Raw genomic sequence first — 14,936 nt, forward strand, 5'->3', positions numbered from 1 at the left:
GAACGTCCGACTTCCTCTGAAGAAAGCGTGGTTCACGGCACGGGTGCCGGACGCCGCCGGTCAGACGACCCGTGCCGAGGTCCGGTACGCGGCGAGTGCCCAGATCACGAAGACGTCCAGCGCGATCATGATCACCGACCAGATCGGGGAGTACGGCAGGAACAGGAACTGCGTGATCAGGCTGAGGGAGGCGAGCAGGATGCCGGTGACCCGGGCCCACTCCGCGCCCTTGAGGACCCCGGCGCCGGTGCACGCGACGAGAACGCCGATGACGAGGTGGATCCAGCCCCAGCCGGTGAGGCTGATCCGGTACACGTAGTCACCGACCCGTACGTACCACTCGTCCTCGACGATCCCGGCGATGCCCTGGAGCACGGCCAGAACACCGCCGCACAGCATCAGCACACCCGCGAAAGCCACTCCGCCGGTCACCCAGCGGTCTGCGGGGTCCGGCACGGGCGGCGTCGCTCCGACCGGGGGTGATTGCTGGCTCATGATCTGCTCCTCCCACTGTCCCGTACGCCCGACGCGCACAGGCTTCGAGCCTCCGGGGGCCCTGCCCGCCGCGCCATGCAGAGAATTCCGTACGGGTGACAGCACGCCGTGGGGCGCGGCCGGCCCCCCCCCCGGCCGGGGCCCCGCGGGGGGGGGGCGCCCCCCCGGGGGCGGGGGGGGCGCCCCCCCCCCCCCCCCCCCCCCCCCCCCCCCGCGCCCATCGTCTTATGTGGCTTTGGGTTCTCCCGCCGCCTCTGCCCTCGCGCGCCGCGGGGGTGCAGGGCCAACACGGCGGCGGCGGCGAACAGCCGGGGCGGCGTCGGGACGTCCCGCCCGGCAGTCCCTCCCGACAGGCGCGGTCCACGGACGCCTACCCCTCCCGGTACCGTACGGGCGGGGTACGTCCGATCGGGAAACCAGGCCAGGACAACCCGGAAGACAAGGAAAAGGAAACGACCATGCCGAGCTCCTCCCTGTCCGTCTCCGAGGCCCGCCCCCGGCTGCACGAGCTGACGGTCATCGATGTACGCACTCCGGGCGAGTACGCCGGCGGCCACCTGCCGGGCGCCCACAACATTCCGCTCGACCGGCTGGACCGCGCGCTGCCCGCCCTCAGGGTCGCGGCCGACCGCGGTGATCTGCTCCTCGTCTGCGCCTCCGGCGCCCGCTCCGCCCAGGCGTGCGGCACACTCGTCGGCCATGGCATCAGCGCGGCGACGCTGACCGGCGGGACCGAAGGCTGGGTCGAGCTCGGCCACGACCTGCACCGGCCCGCGGGGGCGCGTACGGCGTGGGCCATGGAGCGGCAGGTCCGGCTGGCCGCCGGATCCCTGGTCCTGGCGGGCCTCGCCCTCGGCCGGGTACGTCCCGCCGCCCGGCTCCTGTCCGCGGGCATCGCGGGCGGACTCGTATTCTCCGCCCTCACCGACACCTGCGGCATGGCCCGCGTGCTGGCCAAGCTGCCCCACAACCGCTCCGAGGACACCGACCTCGACGCGACGATCGCCTCGCTGACCGCGTGAGGACCGCGCGCCGTCACACCGGGCCCCGCCCGGTGTGACGGCACCTGCGGTGCGCATCCGCCTCACCGCCGGGTGCCACCCATGTCAACGGGCGCCCTCACCGCCGGGCACCACGACCCATGCCAATGGGCGGCGCTGTTCACGCGGGGCGGCGCCGAGTACGTCGTGCTGACAGCCCGTCACCACGACGGCGGGGCCGGGGGACACCGCGCACGGCGACCTGGACGTCGTAGGACACACACCTGCCGTTCCGCGACCTGGCCGGCCCGGCACGGTTGGCCGGTCCCGGTGCCGACGCCGGCCACGATCCGCCGGACCGGCCCCGATCCCCCGCTCCGGACATCAACTGTGCTATGCCGAGGGCCAGTTGGCGTCGATGTGTTCTCGTGGGCAGGCACGGGCAGGCACACCGGTGCCGGTGACGACTCAAGCGGTGCCGCGCGGGAGGAGGGATCCGAGCGGTCCGAGATCGATGTTCAGATCATCCACGGTGAGGTCGTAGCGGTCGCACAGCTCGTCCATCCGTTCCTTGAGGATCATCAGGGTCATACCGACACGCTCCTCCTGATGCTCCGTCAGGTCGCCCTGGTCGACGCGATGGAGCGCCGTTCGCTCCATCAGCTGCCGGAGCAACTCCATCAGGGTGAGCACGAGTGCGACCAGATCCCGTTCCACCGTCTCCGGATCCGTCTCCAGACGCCGCGCCGTCGCACGGGGTTCGCCGTTCACTGGTTCCTCCTTGGTCGAGACCGTACGGACAGCCCGGCCGGCCGGGCCGGATCGCCTCACCACGGGCCGGGCTCGTCCGCCGTGATCGACCGGATGACGGCCCGCAGATTGATGTGCACCAGGTCCACGTCGGCGACGGACAGGACGATGTCGCCGGTGACGACCGCTCCTCCGTTGAGCAGTCGGTCCAGCAGGTCGATCAGCGCGACCGGCCGGCCCACGGCGGAGTCCGCGCCGGTCCGCTCCGGCGCGCCGCCGATCACGCGGCACCGCCGCCCTCGACGGGCGTCGCGAACGAGTACGGGGCCCAGGGGCCGGTGACCTCGATCCGTACACCCGGGGTGTCGCGCACGAGCGCGTCGAGTCTCGTCCGGAACCCGTCGGCACTGTACGCGGGGACGAGGTAGGCCTCGTTCGCCACGTTCTCGCCGCTCCGGCCGGACAGTCCGCCCTCCTGGGGGCGGTGCACCACCCGTTCGGAGGCCAGGTCGCGGACGGCCGTGGCGGCGTCCGCGGCCATGGCCGCGGCGGCCCGGCGGACATCCTCGCCGGTGCGCCGCTGCGCACGCCGCTGCTGGAGATAGGCGCGCCCGGGGCTCTCGGCCGTCGGCTCCTCGTGCGGCCGCCGCCGCACGGGAACGCTGCCGGGGTCGGCGTAGACCTTCACACCGAACTCGACGTGCCGGTCCAGCCGCCGCAGCAGCCGGTCGAACTCGTCGTGGCGCTCCCCCAGCACCGCGGCCACGCGATCGTCGTCCCGGTAGACCGTGGCCAGCCGCATGGGCAGGACCGTCGCCGCCGCAAAGGCGGCGTCGACGACCGCGTGGTGGGCCCGGGCAATGGCTTCGAGCCTGCCCAGGTCCTCCAACTGCGTCTTCAACGCCTGCGCGTCGAACATGCCGGCCGGTACGTGCGAGACGAGGGCGGCGAGTCCGCCGGCACGGGTGACCGGCCGCACGGCCCGGTCGTCCACACCGGCGAGGAGGGCGGCGGTGCGTTGCAGCGCCGCGTGGTCCCGGCCGATCGCGTACACATACGACAGCTCGTCGCCGGCTGTGGGGCTCGGCTGTGCGTCCACTGTGGTGTTCACTCCTCGTCACGCCCTTCGGTGGTCGCGTGCCGGTCCCTACTCGTGCCGGTGGCGGTGCCTGTACCGGTGCCGGTGCCTGTGCCGGTGGCGGCCCGCGTCGGTCCCGCCGCCCTCCGCAGTTCGGCCAGTTCGGCCCGCAGCCGCGCGTTCTCCTGCTCCGCCGTCAGCTCGGGCGTGGTCGCGTCGCGCTGCGCACTGTCCACGGCGGCGGTCGGAGGGCCGTAGGGGGCGGCCTGCCGCGGCTGCTGTGCGCGGGAGGACAGCGACGGGTCGTGCTCCCACCAGTCGATGCCCATCTCCTTCGCCTTGTCCACGGAGGCGACGAGGAGGCGGAGTTTGATGGTCAGCAGCTCGATGTCCAGCAGGTCGATCCGGATGTCTCCCGCGATGACGATGCCCTTGTCCAGGACCCGTTCCAGGATGTCGGCGAGATTGGCCGACGAGCCCTGCTGCCCGTACGGGGAGGCGGTCGTGCGGCCGGCGAGTGGATGGGTCATGGCGTCCGCCTCCTCCCTGCCTCCGGCGCGCCCCCGTGCGGCATGCCGCGATCTCCTGCCGGGGCTGTGCCCGGCCTGCAGTTGTCCGTCATTGCTGGTGCACCTCGTTCTCTCGCCACGGCCGGAACGCCGCCCCGTGGCCGGTGTCGGTCGCGCGCCACCACAAGAACGCCGCCCCCGTGCCCGGTGTCGGCGCGGTACGGTCAGCCGTTCCTCCACGTGTGCCGTCGGTGTGCTGCGATCTCCTCCAACCGGTCCAGGAGTCGGTCCTCCAGCCGGTCGAACTCCTCCGCACCGATACGGCCGCTCGTCAAGTCCCGTTCGAGCGCCGCCAGTTCCCGGCGGATCGGCTCCGGGTCGTCGTACTCGCGCTCCGCGGCGAGGACGACCTGGTCGAGCACCCACACCGTGCCGCGGACGGGGGCGAGCGGGAACGTGAGGAGGCCGGTGATCAGTCCCATGGCTGCTCCTGTCGGTCCTGGTCGGAGCCGGTCAGACGAAGCTGTACGGCGGCAGCGGCCCGGTGAGCGTGAGCTGGTAGGCGCTGCCCCGCCGCTCCGCCTCCTGCCGGACACGCCGGGAGAAGTCGGCCGTGTCCTCACTTCTGAGGAGGAACGACACGTTGAGGAAGTGGGTCCCGGTTCCCTCGCCCCGTGCGGTCCGCGCCGCGGCCGGGGCCAGCAGGGCCACCAGTTCCTCGGCCTCGCTCTGCCGGCGGGCCGTCACCGCGTCGGAGACCATCTCGCCGAGTGCCACGCGCTCGTGGTGGGCCACGGGCTCGTTCCGTGTGCGCTCGTTGAGCAGCCGTATCTCCTCGGACTGCGTCATGATCTCGCGCAACAGGTCGTCCTCGTCACGGGAGACCGTGAGGTGGAACTCGACATGGCCGTCCAGCTCGGCGAGCCGTTCGCTGTAGCCGGTCTGCTCCCGTTCGAGTACGGCTGCCACCTGGTCGTCGTCGGGGCCGAGCAGACCGAAGCGCATGGGCAGGGTCGCTCCGTCGCCCATCAGCCGCTCGATCACCTGCTGGTGGGCCAGTACGTCGCGGCGCTTGGCGCGCAGACCGGGCGGCGCCTCGCTGACCACGGCCGTCAGGTCCCGCGCCGTGACCGCACGCAGCCGCGCGGGCGGGTCACCGACACCGGGCACGTCATCGATGTGCAGCGGATGGTCGGCGCGGGTGATGGCGTACACATAGGTGGGCACGGGCTACTCCCCCCGGCTCGCGGACGTCTGCTGCCCGGCGGCCTTGCGCGCCGGACGCTTGCGCGGTTCCTCCTCGGCTTGGTCGCGGTCGCCCTTGAACGAGTCGGTAAGGGCCTCCACCGCGCCGCTCAGCGCGCCTTTCGACTTGCCCTTGGCCCCGCCCTCGCTCATGTCGCCGACGATGTCGGTGAGCTGGCCGGGCGCTTTGCGCCCGGTCTCCAGGTCCAGCCGGTTGCACGCCTCGGCGAACCTCAGATACGTGTCGACGCTGGCGACCACCACCCGTACGTCGATCTTGAGTATTTCTATGCCGACCAGGGAAACGCGCACGAAGGCGTCGATGACGAGCCCTCGGTCGAGTATGAGTTCGAGGACGTCGTAAAGACTTCCCGAGCCGCTTGTGCCGGTCGTTGCGCTGCTTTGCTGGACGAGTGTCACAGCGGACTCCATCCGATGATCTGGTTCGGGCCGCGGCCGGCTGCGTCGCCGGCAGAGGCCCGGTGGATTCAGCGGCGGTCGATCTGGCCCCTCGCATACCGGTGCTTGCGCTCGTACGCGACGAGCCGGCCGTCGGCGTCGAGCGTGACGCGATAGGAGGCCATGACGCTCATGGTGTCGGGAACCCTTATCAGTTCGACCACCTCCACGTCGGCGCACCATCCTTCGTCGGTGGCCCTCAACGCGGAAACGGCGCCGGGCTCGCACCGGAGCAATTCCGCGAGCTGCCCGGAGGCGCGGCGCATGGCCGTGGAGACGTCGATGCGCTTCTCGGCCGCCATCTCGCCTTCGCCGTCAGTGGTGTTCATGCTCCCGCCCTCACGCGTCACCATGTCTTTCCCGGGGAGGCCTCGGCCGTCCGCCGCGGTCTCGGTGCGCGTGCCCGTGAGAGCCGAACATATGCGGCACCGCCGCGTATTCGTCGCGGCCGATGTCCTTCGGCCGGGCTCGCTCGTCCCTGGCCGCTCGCGGCTTTCCGCAGGCGGGGCGCCTGCAGCGGCAGGGCGGGAGGATCCGGGTCGACGCGTCGATTCCCGCCCGCGTCACCCGTTGCGGGCCCGGCTCCAGCCGCTGCTGCGCGGCTACCGCGGGCGGGTGCGCCCATGGCATCCCACCGATCGCACCCCCGCCTCTTCGCTCCGTTTGCGCGGTCGCCCAGAGGTCACTCCACTGGGGGGAGAGCGAACCGACGACGCGACCGCGTCGACCACCTCGAAGGAGACGAGACCATGGCCACTGTCGTGAAGGACATGCTGGGCACCTACCCCGCCGATCTGGGTGGCGTCGACCGCGACGCGATGACCAGGTGCATCGAGGAATGCATCGCCTGCGCTCAGGCGTGCACGGCCTGCGCGGACGCCTGCCTGTCCGAGGGCATGGTGGGGGACCTGACCAAGTGCATCCGCACCGACATGGACTGCGCGGACATCTGCACCGCCACCGGCGCGGTCCTGTCCCGGCACACCGGCTACGACGCCAACATCACCCGGGCCATGCTCCAGGCCTGCATGACCGCCTGCAAGGCATGTGCCGACGAATGCGAGCGCCATGCGGACATGCACGAGCACTGCCGCGTCTGCGCCGAGGCCTGCCGCCGATGCGAACAGGCATGCAAGGACCTGCTCGCCACCCTGGGCTGACGGGCAACCGTGGGGCGAGGGTCGTCCGGGGTGCGCGCGGACCGTCCGACCTCTTGGCACGGCGATCATGGCGGAGGCAGCGGCCGGAGACCACACGGCGCGCCTCGCCCACTGCCCGAACGCACGCATGTGTCCGAGAGGGCCGACCGGGAGGTCTTCCCAGCCGGCCCCTTCGCCGATTCAGTAGGGGTACAACGCCCGCCGCCCGGGTGTGCGCACACGAGAGGACCACTGGTCCACGTCGCGGAAGCGAGCCCGACACCGAGTGAGAATCTCGGTGGAACCCTGACGCGATCGAGGCGTCGTTCCCCCGATCTGGCGCATTTCTCCGATACTGGATTCCGATACTGGATGTTGTCGCCGGGCCTGCCGATGTCAGGCGAAGCGCCTGACAGACATTCGGGAAAACAGCATCAGCCCCACCAGAAACCACCCGTCCGACGCCGACCGACGACCGCTCAGGGCCACGGCCGGCCCCGTACACACCCGACGACCAGGCAAACCCTCTTCAGCAGGGGCCTGGCCGGCAACTTCCCCAGGAGGAACCCTTGAGGATGCTCATCAACGTGCCGGAGACCGTCGTCGCGGACGCGCTGCGCGGGATGGCCGCCGCGTTTCCCGAGCTCAACGTCGACGTGGACAACCGCGTGATCATCCGGCGGGACGCACCGGTCGCCGGAAAGGTGGCGCTCGTCTCCGGAGGCGGATCGGGGCACGAGCCGTTGCACGGCGGGTTCGTCGGGCCCGGGATGCTGGACGGGGCCTGTCCGGGTGAAGTGTTCACGAGCCCCGTGCCCGACCAGATGGTGCGGGCCGCCGCCGCTGTCGAGAGCGGCGAGGGCGTGCTGTTCGTCGTCAAGAACTACACCGGTGACGTGCTCAACTTCCAGATGGCGGCCGAGCTCGCCGAGGACGAGGGTGTGCGGCTCGCCACCGTGCTGGTCGACGACGACGTCGCCGTGACCGACAGTCTGTACACGGCGGGCCGGCGCGGCACCGGTGCGACCCTGTTCGTGGAGAAGATCGCGGGCGCCGCCGCCGAGGAAGGCGCCCCGCTGGAGCGGGTCGAGTCCATCGCCCGGCAGGTGAACGCGTCCTCCCGCAGCTTCGGGGTCGCGCTCAGCGCGTGCAGTACCCCCGCCAAGGGCGGCCCCACCTTCGATCTTCCGCCAGGTGAGCTGGAGTTGGGCGTCGGCATCCACGGCGAGCCGGGCCGGGAGCGGCGGGCGATGATGACGGCACGGGAGATCGCGGACTTCGCCGTCGGCGCGGTCCTCGACGACCTGCGCCCCACCCGCCCGGTGATCGCGCTCGTCAACGGGATGGGCGGCACTCCTCTGCTGGAGCTGTACGGCTTCAACGCCGAGGTGCAGCGGGTGCTCACCGAACGCGACGTCGTGGTGGCCCGCACGCTCGTCGGCAACTACGTCACCTCGCTCGACATGTCGGGCTGCTCGGTGACGCTGTGCCAGGTGGACGAGGAGCTGCTGAGGCTGTGGGACGCGCCGGTGCAGACGCCCGCCCTGCGGTGGGGACGCTGAGCGTCCGCCCCGCCGCCCGACCGGTGATCCGATCCCAGGAGTCTCCCGTGCTCGACGCCCCATTCTTCCGCCGCTGGCTCACGACCGCCGCCGCGGCCGTGGACCGCGAGGCCGACCATCTGACCGAGCTGGATTCCGCGATCGGCGACGCCGATCACGGAAGCAACCTCCAGCGCGGGTTCGCGGCGGTCGTCGCGGCCTTGGAGAAGGAGGTGCCGGCCGCTCCCGGAGCCGTACTGGTCCTGGCGGGGCGGCAGTTGATCTCGACAGTGGGCGGGGCTTCCGGGCCGCTGTACGGGACGCTGCTGCGGCGGACCGGCAAGGCACTGGGCGACGACGCCGAGGTGAGCGCAGGGCAGCTGGCCGAGGCGCTGAGGGCGGGGGTCGCGGCCGTGGCCCAGCTGGGCGGCGCCAAGGCGGGCGACAAGACGATGCTGGACGCTCTGGAGCCGGCCGTCGCCGCGCTCGGCGACAGCACACAGTCGTTCGCCGCGGCTCGTGAGGCGGCCGAACAAGGGGCGGTGGCGACGGTGCCGCTACAGGCGCGCAAGGGCAGGGCCAGCTATCTCGGGGAGCGGAGCATCGGGCATCAGGATCCGGGGGCGACGTCGTCGGCGCTGCTCGTGGCGGCGCTCGCCGAGACGGCGGAGGCGGCCGGATGAGCGGCGACAGCCGACGGGTCGGGATCGTGCTGGTGTCGCACAGCGCGGACGTGGCGCGTTCGGTCGCCGCTCTGGCACGCGGTCTTGCGGGCGGCGGTGAGCTCGCCCCGGTCGCCGCGGCGGGCGGCACGCCGGACGGCGGCCTCGGCACCAGCTCGGAGTTGATCTCGGCCGCGGCAGCGGAGGTGGACGGTGGCGCGGGCGTGGCCGTGCTGGTCGATCTGGGCAGTGCCGTGCTCACGGTGAAGGCCCTGCTCGCCGAGGGCGACGAACTGCCCGACGGCACACGGCTGGTGGACGCGCCCTTCCTCGAGGGCGCGGTGGCCGCGGTGGTGACCGCTTCGGCCGGGGGCGACCTGGACGCGGTGGAGGCGGCGGCCTCGGAGGCGTACGGCTACCGCAAGGAGTGAGGAGTGGCAGGTGGGGCCCGTGCGGCCGGGTGTGGCGAACGGCTCACCCGGCAGCGGGCCGGTGCACCCGTGCGCGGCTTGTGATGTCGCTGGTCGGCGCACTACTGTCACGGAGCCTTGGTGTTCGGGAAACCGGTGAAGTACCGGTGCGGCCCTCGCCACTGTGATCGGGAAGTCCGGCTCCACCCCCTCAGGGGAAGTCACTGGGCAACCGCGGGAGTCCGCGGTACCTGGGAAGGCGGAGTCACGGGCGGCATGACCCGTCAGCCAGGAGACCGGCCAGGGCGCGCTGTCCATCCACGAGGTGCTGGAGAGGGTCTCCCGACCATGCATATAGCCGAGGGGTATCTGCCCCCGTTGCACGCCGCCGCCTGGGGCGTCGCGGCCGCCCCGTTCGTCGTCCACGGTGTACGCGCCCTGACCCGTGAAGTCAGGGACCACCCGGAGTCCACCCTGCTGCTCGGCGCGTCCGGTGCCTTCACGTTCGTGCTCTCCGCGCTGAAGATCCCGTCGGTGACGGGCAGCTGCTCGCATCCGACCGGAACGGGACTCGGCGCGATCCTGTTCCGGCCGCCGATCATGGCGGTGCTCGGCACGATCACCCTGTTGTTCCAGGCGCTGTTGCTGGCGCACGGCGGCCTCACGACGCTCGGCGCCAACGTGTTCTCCTTGGCGATCGTCGGCCCGTGGGCCGGTTACGGGGTCTACCGGCTGCTGCGGCGCTCCGGCGTCCCGCTGATGATGGCCGTGTTCTTCGGCGCGTTCATGGCCGACCTGTCGACGTACTGCGTCACCAGCGTGCAGCTGGCACTCGCGTTCCCCGACCCGAGCAGCGGATTCGCGGGCGCGCTCGCGAAGTTCGGCGGCATCTTCGCACTCACGCAGATCCCGCTCGCGGTGAGCGAGGGGCTGCTCACCGTGCTGGTGATGCGGCTGCTCAGCCAGTCCAGCAAGGGCGACCTTGCCCGGCTCGGCGTCCTGGTCCCGGGCGCGAAGAAGGAGGCCGTGGTCCGATGAGCCGTAACGCGAGGATCAATACGCTGCTGTTGCTGGTCGTGGCGGCGCTGGCCGTCCTGCCGCTCGCACTGGGGCTCGGCGACCACAAGGAGGAGCCGTTCACCGGATCCGACGGGCAGGCGGAGACGGCGATCACGGAGCTCGAACCGGACTACGAGCCGTGGTTCTCCCCGCTGTACGAGCCGCCGTCGGGCGAGATCGAGTCGGCGCTGTTCTCACTCCAGGCCGCGCTCGGCGCGGGAGTGCTGGCGTACTACTTCGGTCTGCGCAGGGGGCGCAGGCAGGGCGAGGAGCGGGCCGCGGCGCGCGCCGGAGAAGTCACCGGCGAGGTGACCACCGGCGTGCTCGCCGACGGGGCCGCCGACGAGATGACCGGCGAGGTCACCGAGGCGACGTCAGGCAGCGCGCGGACCGGCCTCTCCGGGGCCGACGGCCGCGACGCTCCGGCCACGAAGGTGCCCTAGCCGCCGATGCTGCCCATCGACGCGGCGGCGCACAGCAGTCGCTGGCGCCGACGCCATCCCTTTGAGAAGGCCGTCCTCGGACTGGGGCTGACCGTCACGGCGGTCTGCCTGCCGCCGTGGCCGGGCGCTGTCCTCGTGGCCGCCACCGCCCTCGGCGTCCTGCTGGGCCCAGCCGGGGTCGCGCCCCGGCAGCTGTGGCGGGCCTTCCGCATCCCGCTCGGGTTCTGCGTCACCGGGGCGCTGCCGCTGCTGTTCGCCGTGGGCGGTGCCGCGGGACCGGTGTCCTTCGCGCCCGACGGCCCCGAACATGCCGGGGAGTTGCTGCTGCGGACCTCCGCGGCCTCACTCGGCGTGTTGCTGTTCGCGTTCACCACACCGGTCTCCGACGCCCTGCCCCGGCTGGTGCGCGCCGGAGTGCCGCCGGCGGTGGTGGACGTGGCGCTGGTGATGTACCGGATCAGTTTCCTGCTGCTGGACGCGATCACCCGGGTCCGGCAGGCACAGGCCGCCCGCCTGGGTCACACGAGCCGGGCGGCGGCGTGGCGCTCGCTGGCCGGGCTGGGCGCGACCGCGTTCGTCCGCGCCTTCGACCGGGCGGAGCGCCTGCAGGCGGGGCTCGCCGGACGTGGCTACGACGGCACGCTGCGGGTTCTGGTGCCCCGGTCGTCCGTGTCGCGTCCCTTCCTCGCCTCCGTCGCCGCGCTGCTGGCGAGCATCGTGCTGCTCACCCACCTGCTGGAAAGGTTCGTCCTGTGATCGTTGAGCTCGTGGACGCCGGTTTCGCCTACGAGGACGGGCCCGCCGTGCTGAGCGGCGTCGGTTTCGCGCTCGCCGAGGGCCGCTCCACGGCGCTGCTGGGGCGCAACGGCAGCGGAAAGACCACCCTGCTACGGCTGCTGAGCGGCGGACTGCGCCCGGTGACGGGACAGCTGCGGCTGGACGGCGAACCCGTGACGTACGACCGCGCCGGGCTGACCCGCCTGCGGACGAGCGTACAGCTGGTGGTGCAGGACCCCGACGACCAGTTGTTCGCGGCGTCGGTCGAACAGGACGTGTCGTTCGGCCCCATGAACCTCGGTCTGACGGAGGAGCAGGTACGCGCCCGGGTGGACGAGGCGCTGGCGGCCATGGACATCGTGGGGCTGGCGGACCGGCCGACACACCTGCTCTCGTACGGGCAGCGCAAACGGGCGGCGATCGCCGGCGCGGTGGCGATGCGGCCGCGGGTGCTGATCCTCGACGAGCCGACCGCGGGGCTCGACCCGCACGGTCAGGAGAGGCTGCTGGAGGTCCTGGGCTCGCTGGGTGCTTCCGGTACGACCGTGGTGATGGCGACCCATGATGTGGACCTGGCACTGCGCTGGGCGGACGAGGCGGCCGTGCTCGCGCCCACGGGCCTGCGCACAGGTCCGGTCGCGGATCTCCTGGCGGACCAGGCGCTGTTGGACGCGGCGCGCCTGCGGAGGCCGTGGGGCACGGCGGTGACGGAGCTGCTGCGGTCGCATGGCCTGCTGGCGCCGGCGGAGACGGGCCCCCGTACCTCGGAGGACCTGTCCCGCTGGATCTCGGGAGCGGCTCGGGCCTGACGCCGGGAGGGCGCATCGGGGACGTCCGCTGCCCGTGCCCGGCCGGGCAGTACCGGACGCTGTGCGGAGGGGGCGGGCCGCAGGGGCATGGGTAGCGGCTCCGAGCGCCTGCGGGACCGGGCCACTGCTGGACCGGCCGCCCGACGCAATGCGCCTGACCATTGGGCCGCTGCCTGCCGGAACCGGGCCGCTGCCGGGGCGGGGCCCCCGCCGGAGCGAGCCACCCGCCACACACCGGCCAGGGCTTGGCCAGACGCCCGCCGAACCAGGCCACCCGGCGGACCAGCGCACACACCGGGCCGGCGCCACACACCGGCCAGGCCGCCCACCGGCCGGACGAGCGGTGCACCGGGGTTCGGGGCCAGGCCGCCCACCAGGGTCACCAGCCTGACGCCCACGCCGCCTGGGGCCTCAAGGCACCGGGCCTGGCCGGACTGGCCGGTCAACCGGGGCCCAGCCCCCTCGGCGCTCGCTGCCGGCAGGCTCCCGCACCACCGCGTGGCCCCGCGTCACGCCCCGGTCGCATCCCGCCAGGACGACTCCCGCAGCAGGCGTAGACCGTTGAGGGCGACCAGGACCGTGGAGCCCTCGTGGCCCGCCACGCCCAGCGGCAGGGGCAGATGGCCCGCCAGGTCCCACACCACCAGCACGCCGATGCAGGCCGAAGCGATCGCCAGGTTCTGCACCACCAGCCGGCGGGCGCGCCGCGAGAGCGCCACGACGGCTGGGACGGTGGCCAGTTCGTCCCGTACGACCACCGCGTCCGCGCTCTCCAGAGCCAGGTCGGAGCCCGCGCGGCCCATCGCGATGCCGGTGTGGGCTGCGGCCAGCGCGGGGGCGTCGTTCACGCCGTCGCCGACGATCAGCACCTTCTCCCCCGCCGCCTGCCACTCGCGCACGGCAGCGACCTTGTCCTCGGGCAGCAGTCCGCCCCGTACGTCCTCGATACCCGCCTCGGCCGCAACACGATCGGCCGCGCGGGCGTTGTCGCCGGTCAGCAGTGTCGGCGTACGGCCCGTGAGGCGGGTGAGCGCGGCGATCGCCTGCGGCGCTCCGGACCGGAGCCGGTCGGCGACGGCGAGCACGGCCACCGGCGCGCCATCGGCCTCGACGACGACGGCGGTTCGGCCCTCGGCCTCCACCGCGGCGACCGCGGGGCACGCCTCGGCGAGCAGGGCGGCGGGGCTGCCCACCCGCACCTTGGCGCCGTCGACGTTCGCCGACACGCCGCGCCCGGGAGCGGAGTCGAACTCCCGCGCCGCGGGCAGCCGCAGGCCCCGTTCGCGGGCGGCCGCGACGACGGCGCGCCCGAGCGGATGCTCGCTCGGGACCTCGGCCGCGGCGGCCAGCACGAGCACACGCTCCTCGGTGAGGCGGACGTCCGGCAGCACCCGCACCTCGGCGACGCGCGGCGCGCCCTCCGTCAGGGTGCCGGTCTTGTCCAGCGCGGCCCGGTCGATCTCGCCCAGACGCTCCATCGCCACGGCGGACTTGACGAGCACACCGTGCCGTCCGGCGTTGGCGATGGCGGAGAGAAGCGGCGGCATGGTGGCGAGCACGACGGCGCACGGCGAGGCGACGATCATGAAGGTCATGGACCGCAGCAGGGTGCTCGTGAAGTCGGCGCCGAGGGCGAGCGGCACGGCGAGCAGGGCGAGCGTCGCGATCACGACGCCGGTCGAGTAACGCTGTTCGACCTTCTCGATGAACAGCTGGGTGGGCGCCTTGGTGGCGCTCGCCTCCTCGACCATGGCGACGATGCGTGCGATGACGGACCGGGCGGGGTCCGTGTCAACGCGGATGCGCAGGGAGCCGGTGCCGTTGAGGGTGCCCGCGAAGACCGGGTCGCCGGCGTGGCGGTCCACGGGCAGGGGTTCGCCGGTGATGGTGGCCTGGTCGACCTCGCTCGCGCCGTCGATGACCGTACCGTCGGCGGGCAGCCGCTCGCCGGGCCGTACGAGCACGGTGTCGCCGACCCTCAGGTCGGCGACACCGACCGTGTCCCACTCGTCGGGCCGGTCGTCGGCCATGCGTGTGGCGCGGGCCGGGGCGAGGTCGAGCAGTCCGCGGACGGAGTCGGCGGTCCGCCGGGTCGCGAGCGCTTCCAGCGCGCCGGACGTCGCGAAGATGACGATGAGAAGACCGCCGTCGAGGTACTGCCCGATGGCCGCGGCGCCGATGGCGGCGACCACCATCAGCAGATCGACGTCGAGCGTCTTCTCCCGCAGGGCCTGGAGGCCGGCGAGGCCCGGTTCCCAGCCGCCGGCCGCGTAGCACAGGGCGTAGAGCGGGCCCCAGGCCCAGGCCGGTGCCCCGGCGAGGTCGAGCGGCAGCGCGCACAGGAACGCGACGGCGGACAGGGCGGCCCATCGGACCTCGACCAGGGCGAACAGCCGGGTGCGCGGCCCGGCCGGCGGTGCGGCGGGCAGGGCCCGCCGCACCGTGTGCACGGGCGCGGTGGTCGGCGAGGTCGGGGGAACCATCGGGACACCTCTTCTCCTGGTCCGCGCGGGGCGGAGCCGTCTCGGCTGACAGCACCACCATAGCGGAACATATGAAGAGGTCTTCATTCATGCGATT

At 72.7% G+C, this 14,936-nt stretch carries 19 protein-coding genes, 1 pseudogene and 1 riboswitch; of the genes and pseudogenes, 10 read left to right on the top strand and 10 right to left on the bottom strand.

Translation table 11 applies throughout. The annotated features are described in order from the left end of the window. Nucleotides 1–60 precede the first annotated feature (60 nt). Nucleotides 61–495, bottom strand: coding sequence for a hypothetical protein (locus tag ACH5AF_RS05645; protein WP_398900143.1), 435 nt, complete (start codon nucleotides 493–495; stop codon nucleotides 61–63). Nucleotides 496–953: 458 nt separating this feature from the next. Here ACH5AF_RS05645 and ACH5AF_RS05650 point away from each other — a divergent pair, with 458 nt between their 5' ends. Beyond that, nucleotides 954–1,517 carry a rhodanese-like domain-containing protein gene (locus tag ACH5AF_RS05650; protein WP_398900144.1) on the top strand — a complete coding sequence of 188 codons (564 nt, stop codon included), beginning with the start codon at nucleotides 954–956 and terminating at the stop codon, nucleotides 1,515–1,517. A gap of 81 nt (nucleotides 1,518–1,598) precedes the next feature. Then, nucleotides 1,599–1,664, top strand: a pseudogene (locus ACH5AF_RS05655) (hypothetical protein); the annotation flags it as partial. A gap of 279 nt (nucleotides 1,665–1,943) precedes the next feature. Here the strand turns inward: ACH5AF_RS05655 and ACH5AF_RS05660 are convergent. The 8 genes from ACH5AF_RS05660 to ACH5AF_RS05695 form a co-directional block, all read right to left on the bottom strand. After that, nucleotides 1,944–2,309 carry a gas vesicle protein K gene (locus ACH5AF_RS05660; protein ID WP_398900145.1) on the bottom strand — a complete coding sequence of 122 codons (366 nt, stop codon included), beginning with the start codon at nucleotides 2,307–2,309 and terminating at the stop codon, nucleotides 1,944–1,946. Then, complete coding sequence (locus ACH5AF_RS05665) at nucleotides 2,303–2,509, bottom strand: gas vesicle protein (RefSeq protein ID WP_398900146.1); 207 nt, start codon at nucleotides 2,507–2,509, stop codon at nucleotides 2,303–2,305. Before ACH5AF_RS05665 ends, ACH5AF_RS05660 begins: the two co-directional genes overlap by 7 nt. Beyond that, a complete protein-coding gene (locus ACH5AF_RS05670; protein ID WP_398900147.1) occupies nucleotides 2,506–3,336 on the bottom strand; it encodes a GvpL/GvpF family gas vesicle protein in 831 nt (276 codons plus the stop codon). The genes ACH5AF_RS05665 and ACH5AF_RS05670 overlap by 4 nt, the downstream gene beginning before the upstream one ends. Next, nucleotides 3,333–3,833 carry a gas vesicle protein gene (locus ACH5AF_RS05675; protein WP_398900148.1) on the bottom strand — a complete coding sequence of 167 codons (501 nt, stop codon included), beginning with the start codon at nucleotides 3,831–3,833 and terminating at the stop codon, nucleotides 3,333–3,335. Before ACH5AF_RS05675 ends, ACH5AF_RS05670 begins: the two co-directional genes overlap by 4 nt. A 203-nt stretch (nucleotides 3,834–4,036) precedes the next feature. Further along, on the bottom strand, nucleotides 4,037–4,294 hold the full coding sequence (locus ACH5AF_RS05680; RefSeq protein ID WP_398900150.1) for a gas vesicle protein GvpG: 258 nt from the start codon (nucleotides 4,292–4,294) through the stop codon (nucleotides 4,037–4,039). Between the two features lie 31 nt (nucleotides 4,295–4,325). After that, nucleotides 4,326–5,039: a GvpL/GvpF family gas vesicle protein gene (locus tag ACH5AF_RS05685; protein WP_398900151.1), complete on the bottom strand. Its 714-nt coding sequence runs from the start codon at nucleotides 5,037–5,039 to the stop codon at nucleotides 4,326–4,328. Nucleotides 5,040–5,042: 3 nt separating this feature from the next. Next, entirely contained in the window at nucleotides 5,043–5,477 is a 435-nt protein-coding gene (locus ACH5AF_RS05690) for a gas vesicle structural protein GvpA (RefSeq protein ID WP_398900152.1), read from the bottom strand. Nucleotides 5,478–5,545: 68 nt separating this feature from the next. Continuing rightward, nucleotides 5,546–5,845: a gas vesicle protein gene (locus tag ACH5AF_RS05695; RefSeq protein ID WP_398900153.1), complete on the bottom strand. Its 300-nt coding sequence runs from the start codon at nucleotides 5,843–5,845 to the stop codon at nucleotides 5,546–5,548. Between the two features lie 420 nt (nucleotides 5,846–6,265). On the opposite strand from ACH5AF_RS05695, the gene ACH5AF_RS05700 reads away from it, so the two are divergent. The 8 genes from ACH5AF_RS05700 (at nucleotide 6,266) to ACH5AF_RS05735 (ending at nucleotide 12,356) form a co-directional block, all read left to right on the top strand. Further along, nucleotides 6,266–6,676 (top strand): four-helix bundle copper-binding protein, encoded by a 411-nt coding sequence (locus ACH5AF_RS05700; RefSeq protein ID WP_215180100.1) that lies wholly within the window; start codon nucleotides 6,266–6,268, stop codon nucleotides 6,674–6,676. A 548-nt stretch (nucleotides 6,677–7,224) separates the two neighbouring features. Beyond that, nucleotides 7,225–8,217: a dihydroxyacetone kinase subunit DhaK gene (gene dhaK, locus ACH5AF_RS05705; RefSeq protein ID WP_398900154.1), complete on the top strand. Its 993-nt coding sequence runs from the start codon at nucleotides 7,225–7,227 to the stop codon at nucleotides 8,215–8,217. Nucleotides 8,218–8,264: 47 nt separating this feature from the next. Continuing rightward, nucleotides 8,265–8,879, top strand: coding sequence for a dihydroxyacetone kinase subunit DhaL (gene dhaL, locus ACH5AF_RS05710; RefSeq protein WP_398900155.1), 615 nt, complete (start codon nucleotides 8,265–8,267; stop codon nucleotides 8,877–8,879). Then, nucleotides 8,876–9,289, top strand: coding sequence for a PTS-dependent dihydroxyacetone kinase phosphotransferase subunit DhaM (locus ACH5AF_RS05715; protein ID WP_398900156.1), 414 nt, complete (start codon nucleotides 8,876–8,878; stop codon nucleotides 9,287–9,289). The genes dhaL and ACH5AF_RS05715 overlap by 4 nt, the downstream gene beginning before the upstream one ends. 101 nt (nucleotides 9,290–9,390) lie before the next feature. Further along, nucleotides 9,391–9,588, top strand: a riboswitch (cobalamin riboswitch). A gap of 28 nt (nucleotides 9,589–9,616) precedes the next feature. Beyond that, nucleotides 9,617–10,306, top strand: a complete 690-nt coding sequence (locus ACH5AF_RS05720) for an energy-coupling factor ABC transporter permease (protein ID WP_398900157.1) — start codon at nucleotides 9,617–9,619, stop codon at nucleotides 10,304–10,306. Beyond that, nucleotides 10,303–10,770: an energy-coupling factor ABC transporter substrate-binding protein gene (locus ACH5AF_RS05725; protein ID WP_398900158.1), complete on the top strand. Its 468-nt coding sequence runs from the start codon at nucleotides 10,303–10,305 to the stop codon at nucleotides 10,768–10,770. Before ACH5AF_RS05720 ends, ACH5AF_RS05725 begins: the two co-directional genes overlap by 4 nt. A 6-nt stretch (nucleotides 10,771–10,776) precedes the next feature. Next, nucleotides 10,777–11,526 (top strand): cobalt ECF transporter T component CbiQ, encoded by a 750-nt coding sequence (gene cbiQ / locus ACH5AF_RS05730; RefSeq protein ID WP_398900159.1) that lies wholly within the window; start codon nucleotides 10,777–10,779, stop codon nucleotides 11,524–11,526. After that, nucleotides 11,523–12,356, top strand: coding sequence for an energy-coupling factor ABC transporter ATP-binding protein (locus tag ACH5AF_RS05735; RefSeq protein WP_398900160.1), 834 nt, complete (start codon nucleotides 11,523–11,525; stop codon nucleotides 12,354–12,356). Before cbiQ ends, ACH5AF_RS05735 begins: the two co-directional genes overlap by 4 nt. A gap of 509 nt (nucleotides 12,357–12,865) precedes the next feature. Here the strand turns inward: ACH5AF_RS05735 and ACH5AF_RS05740 are convergent. After that, nucleotides 12,866–14,839 (bottom strand): heavy metal translocating P-type ATPase, encoded by a 1,974-nt coding sequence (locus ACH5AF_RS05740; RefSeq protein WP_398900161.1) that lies wholly within the window; start codon nucleotides 14,837–14,839, stop codon nucleotides 12,866–12,868. Nucleotides 14,840–14,936: the final 97 nt, after the last annotated feature.

The sequence above is a fragment of the Streptomyces sp. NPDC018833 genome, from assembly GCF_044390825.1.
In the GTDB taxonomy this organism is placed as follows: Bacteria; Actinomycetota; Actinomycetes; order Streptomycetales; family Streptomycetaceae; genus Streptomyces.

Coding starts and splice junctions, on each gene's coding strand:
- ACH5AF_RS05645 (WP_398900143.1), bottom strand. CDS start 495: ATGAGCCAGCAATCACCCCCGGTCGGAGCGACGCCGCCCGTGCCGGAC.
- ACH5AF_RS05650 (WP_398900144.1), top strand. CDS start 954: ATGCCGAGCTCCTCCCTGTCCGTCTCCGAGGCCCGCCCCCGGCTGCAC.
- ACH5AF_RS05675 (WP_398900148.1), bottom strand. CDS start 3,833: ATGACCCATCCACTCGCCGGCCGCACGACCGCCTCCCCGTACGGGCAG.
- ACH5AF_RS05680 (WP_398900150.1), bottom strand. CDS start 4,294: ATGGGACTGATCACCGGCCTCCTCACGTTCCCGCTCGCCCCCGTCCGC.
- ACH5AF_RS05695 (WP_398900153.1), bottom strand. CDS start 5,845: ATGAACACCACTGACGGCGAAGGCGAGATGGCGGCCGAGAAGCGCATC.
- ACH5AF_RS05700 (WP_215180100.1), top strand. CDS start 6,266: ATGGCCACTGTCGTGAAGGACATGCTGGGCACCTACCCCGCCGATCTG.
- ACH5AF_RS05715 (WP_398900156.1), top strand. CDS start 8,876: ATGAGCGGCGACAGCCGACGGGTCGGGATCGTGCTGGTGTCGCACAGC.
- ACH5AF_RS05720 (WP_398900157.1), top strand. CDS start 9,617: ATGCATATAGCCGAGGGGTATCTGCCCCCGTTGCACGCCGCCGCCTGG.
- ACH5AF_RS05725 (WP_398900158.1), top strand. CDS start 10,303: ATGAGCCGTAACGCGAGGATCAATACGCTGCTGTTGCTGGTCGTGGCG.
- cbiQ (WP_398900159.1), top strand. CDS start 10,777: ATGCTGCCCATCGACGCGGCGGCGCACAGCAGTCGCTGGCGCCGACGC.
- ACH5AF_RS05740 (WP_398900161.1), bottom strand. CDS start 14,839: ATGGTTCCCCCGACCTCGCCGACCACCGCGCCCGTGCACACGGTGCGG.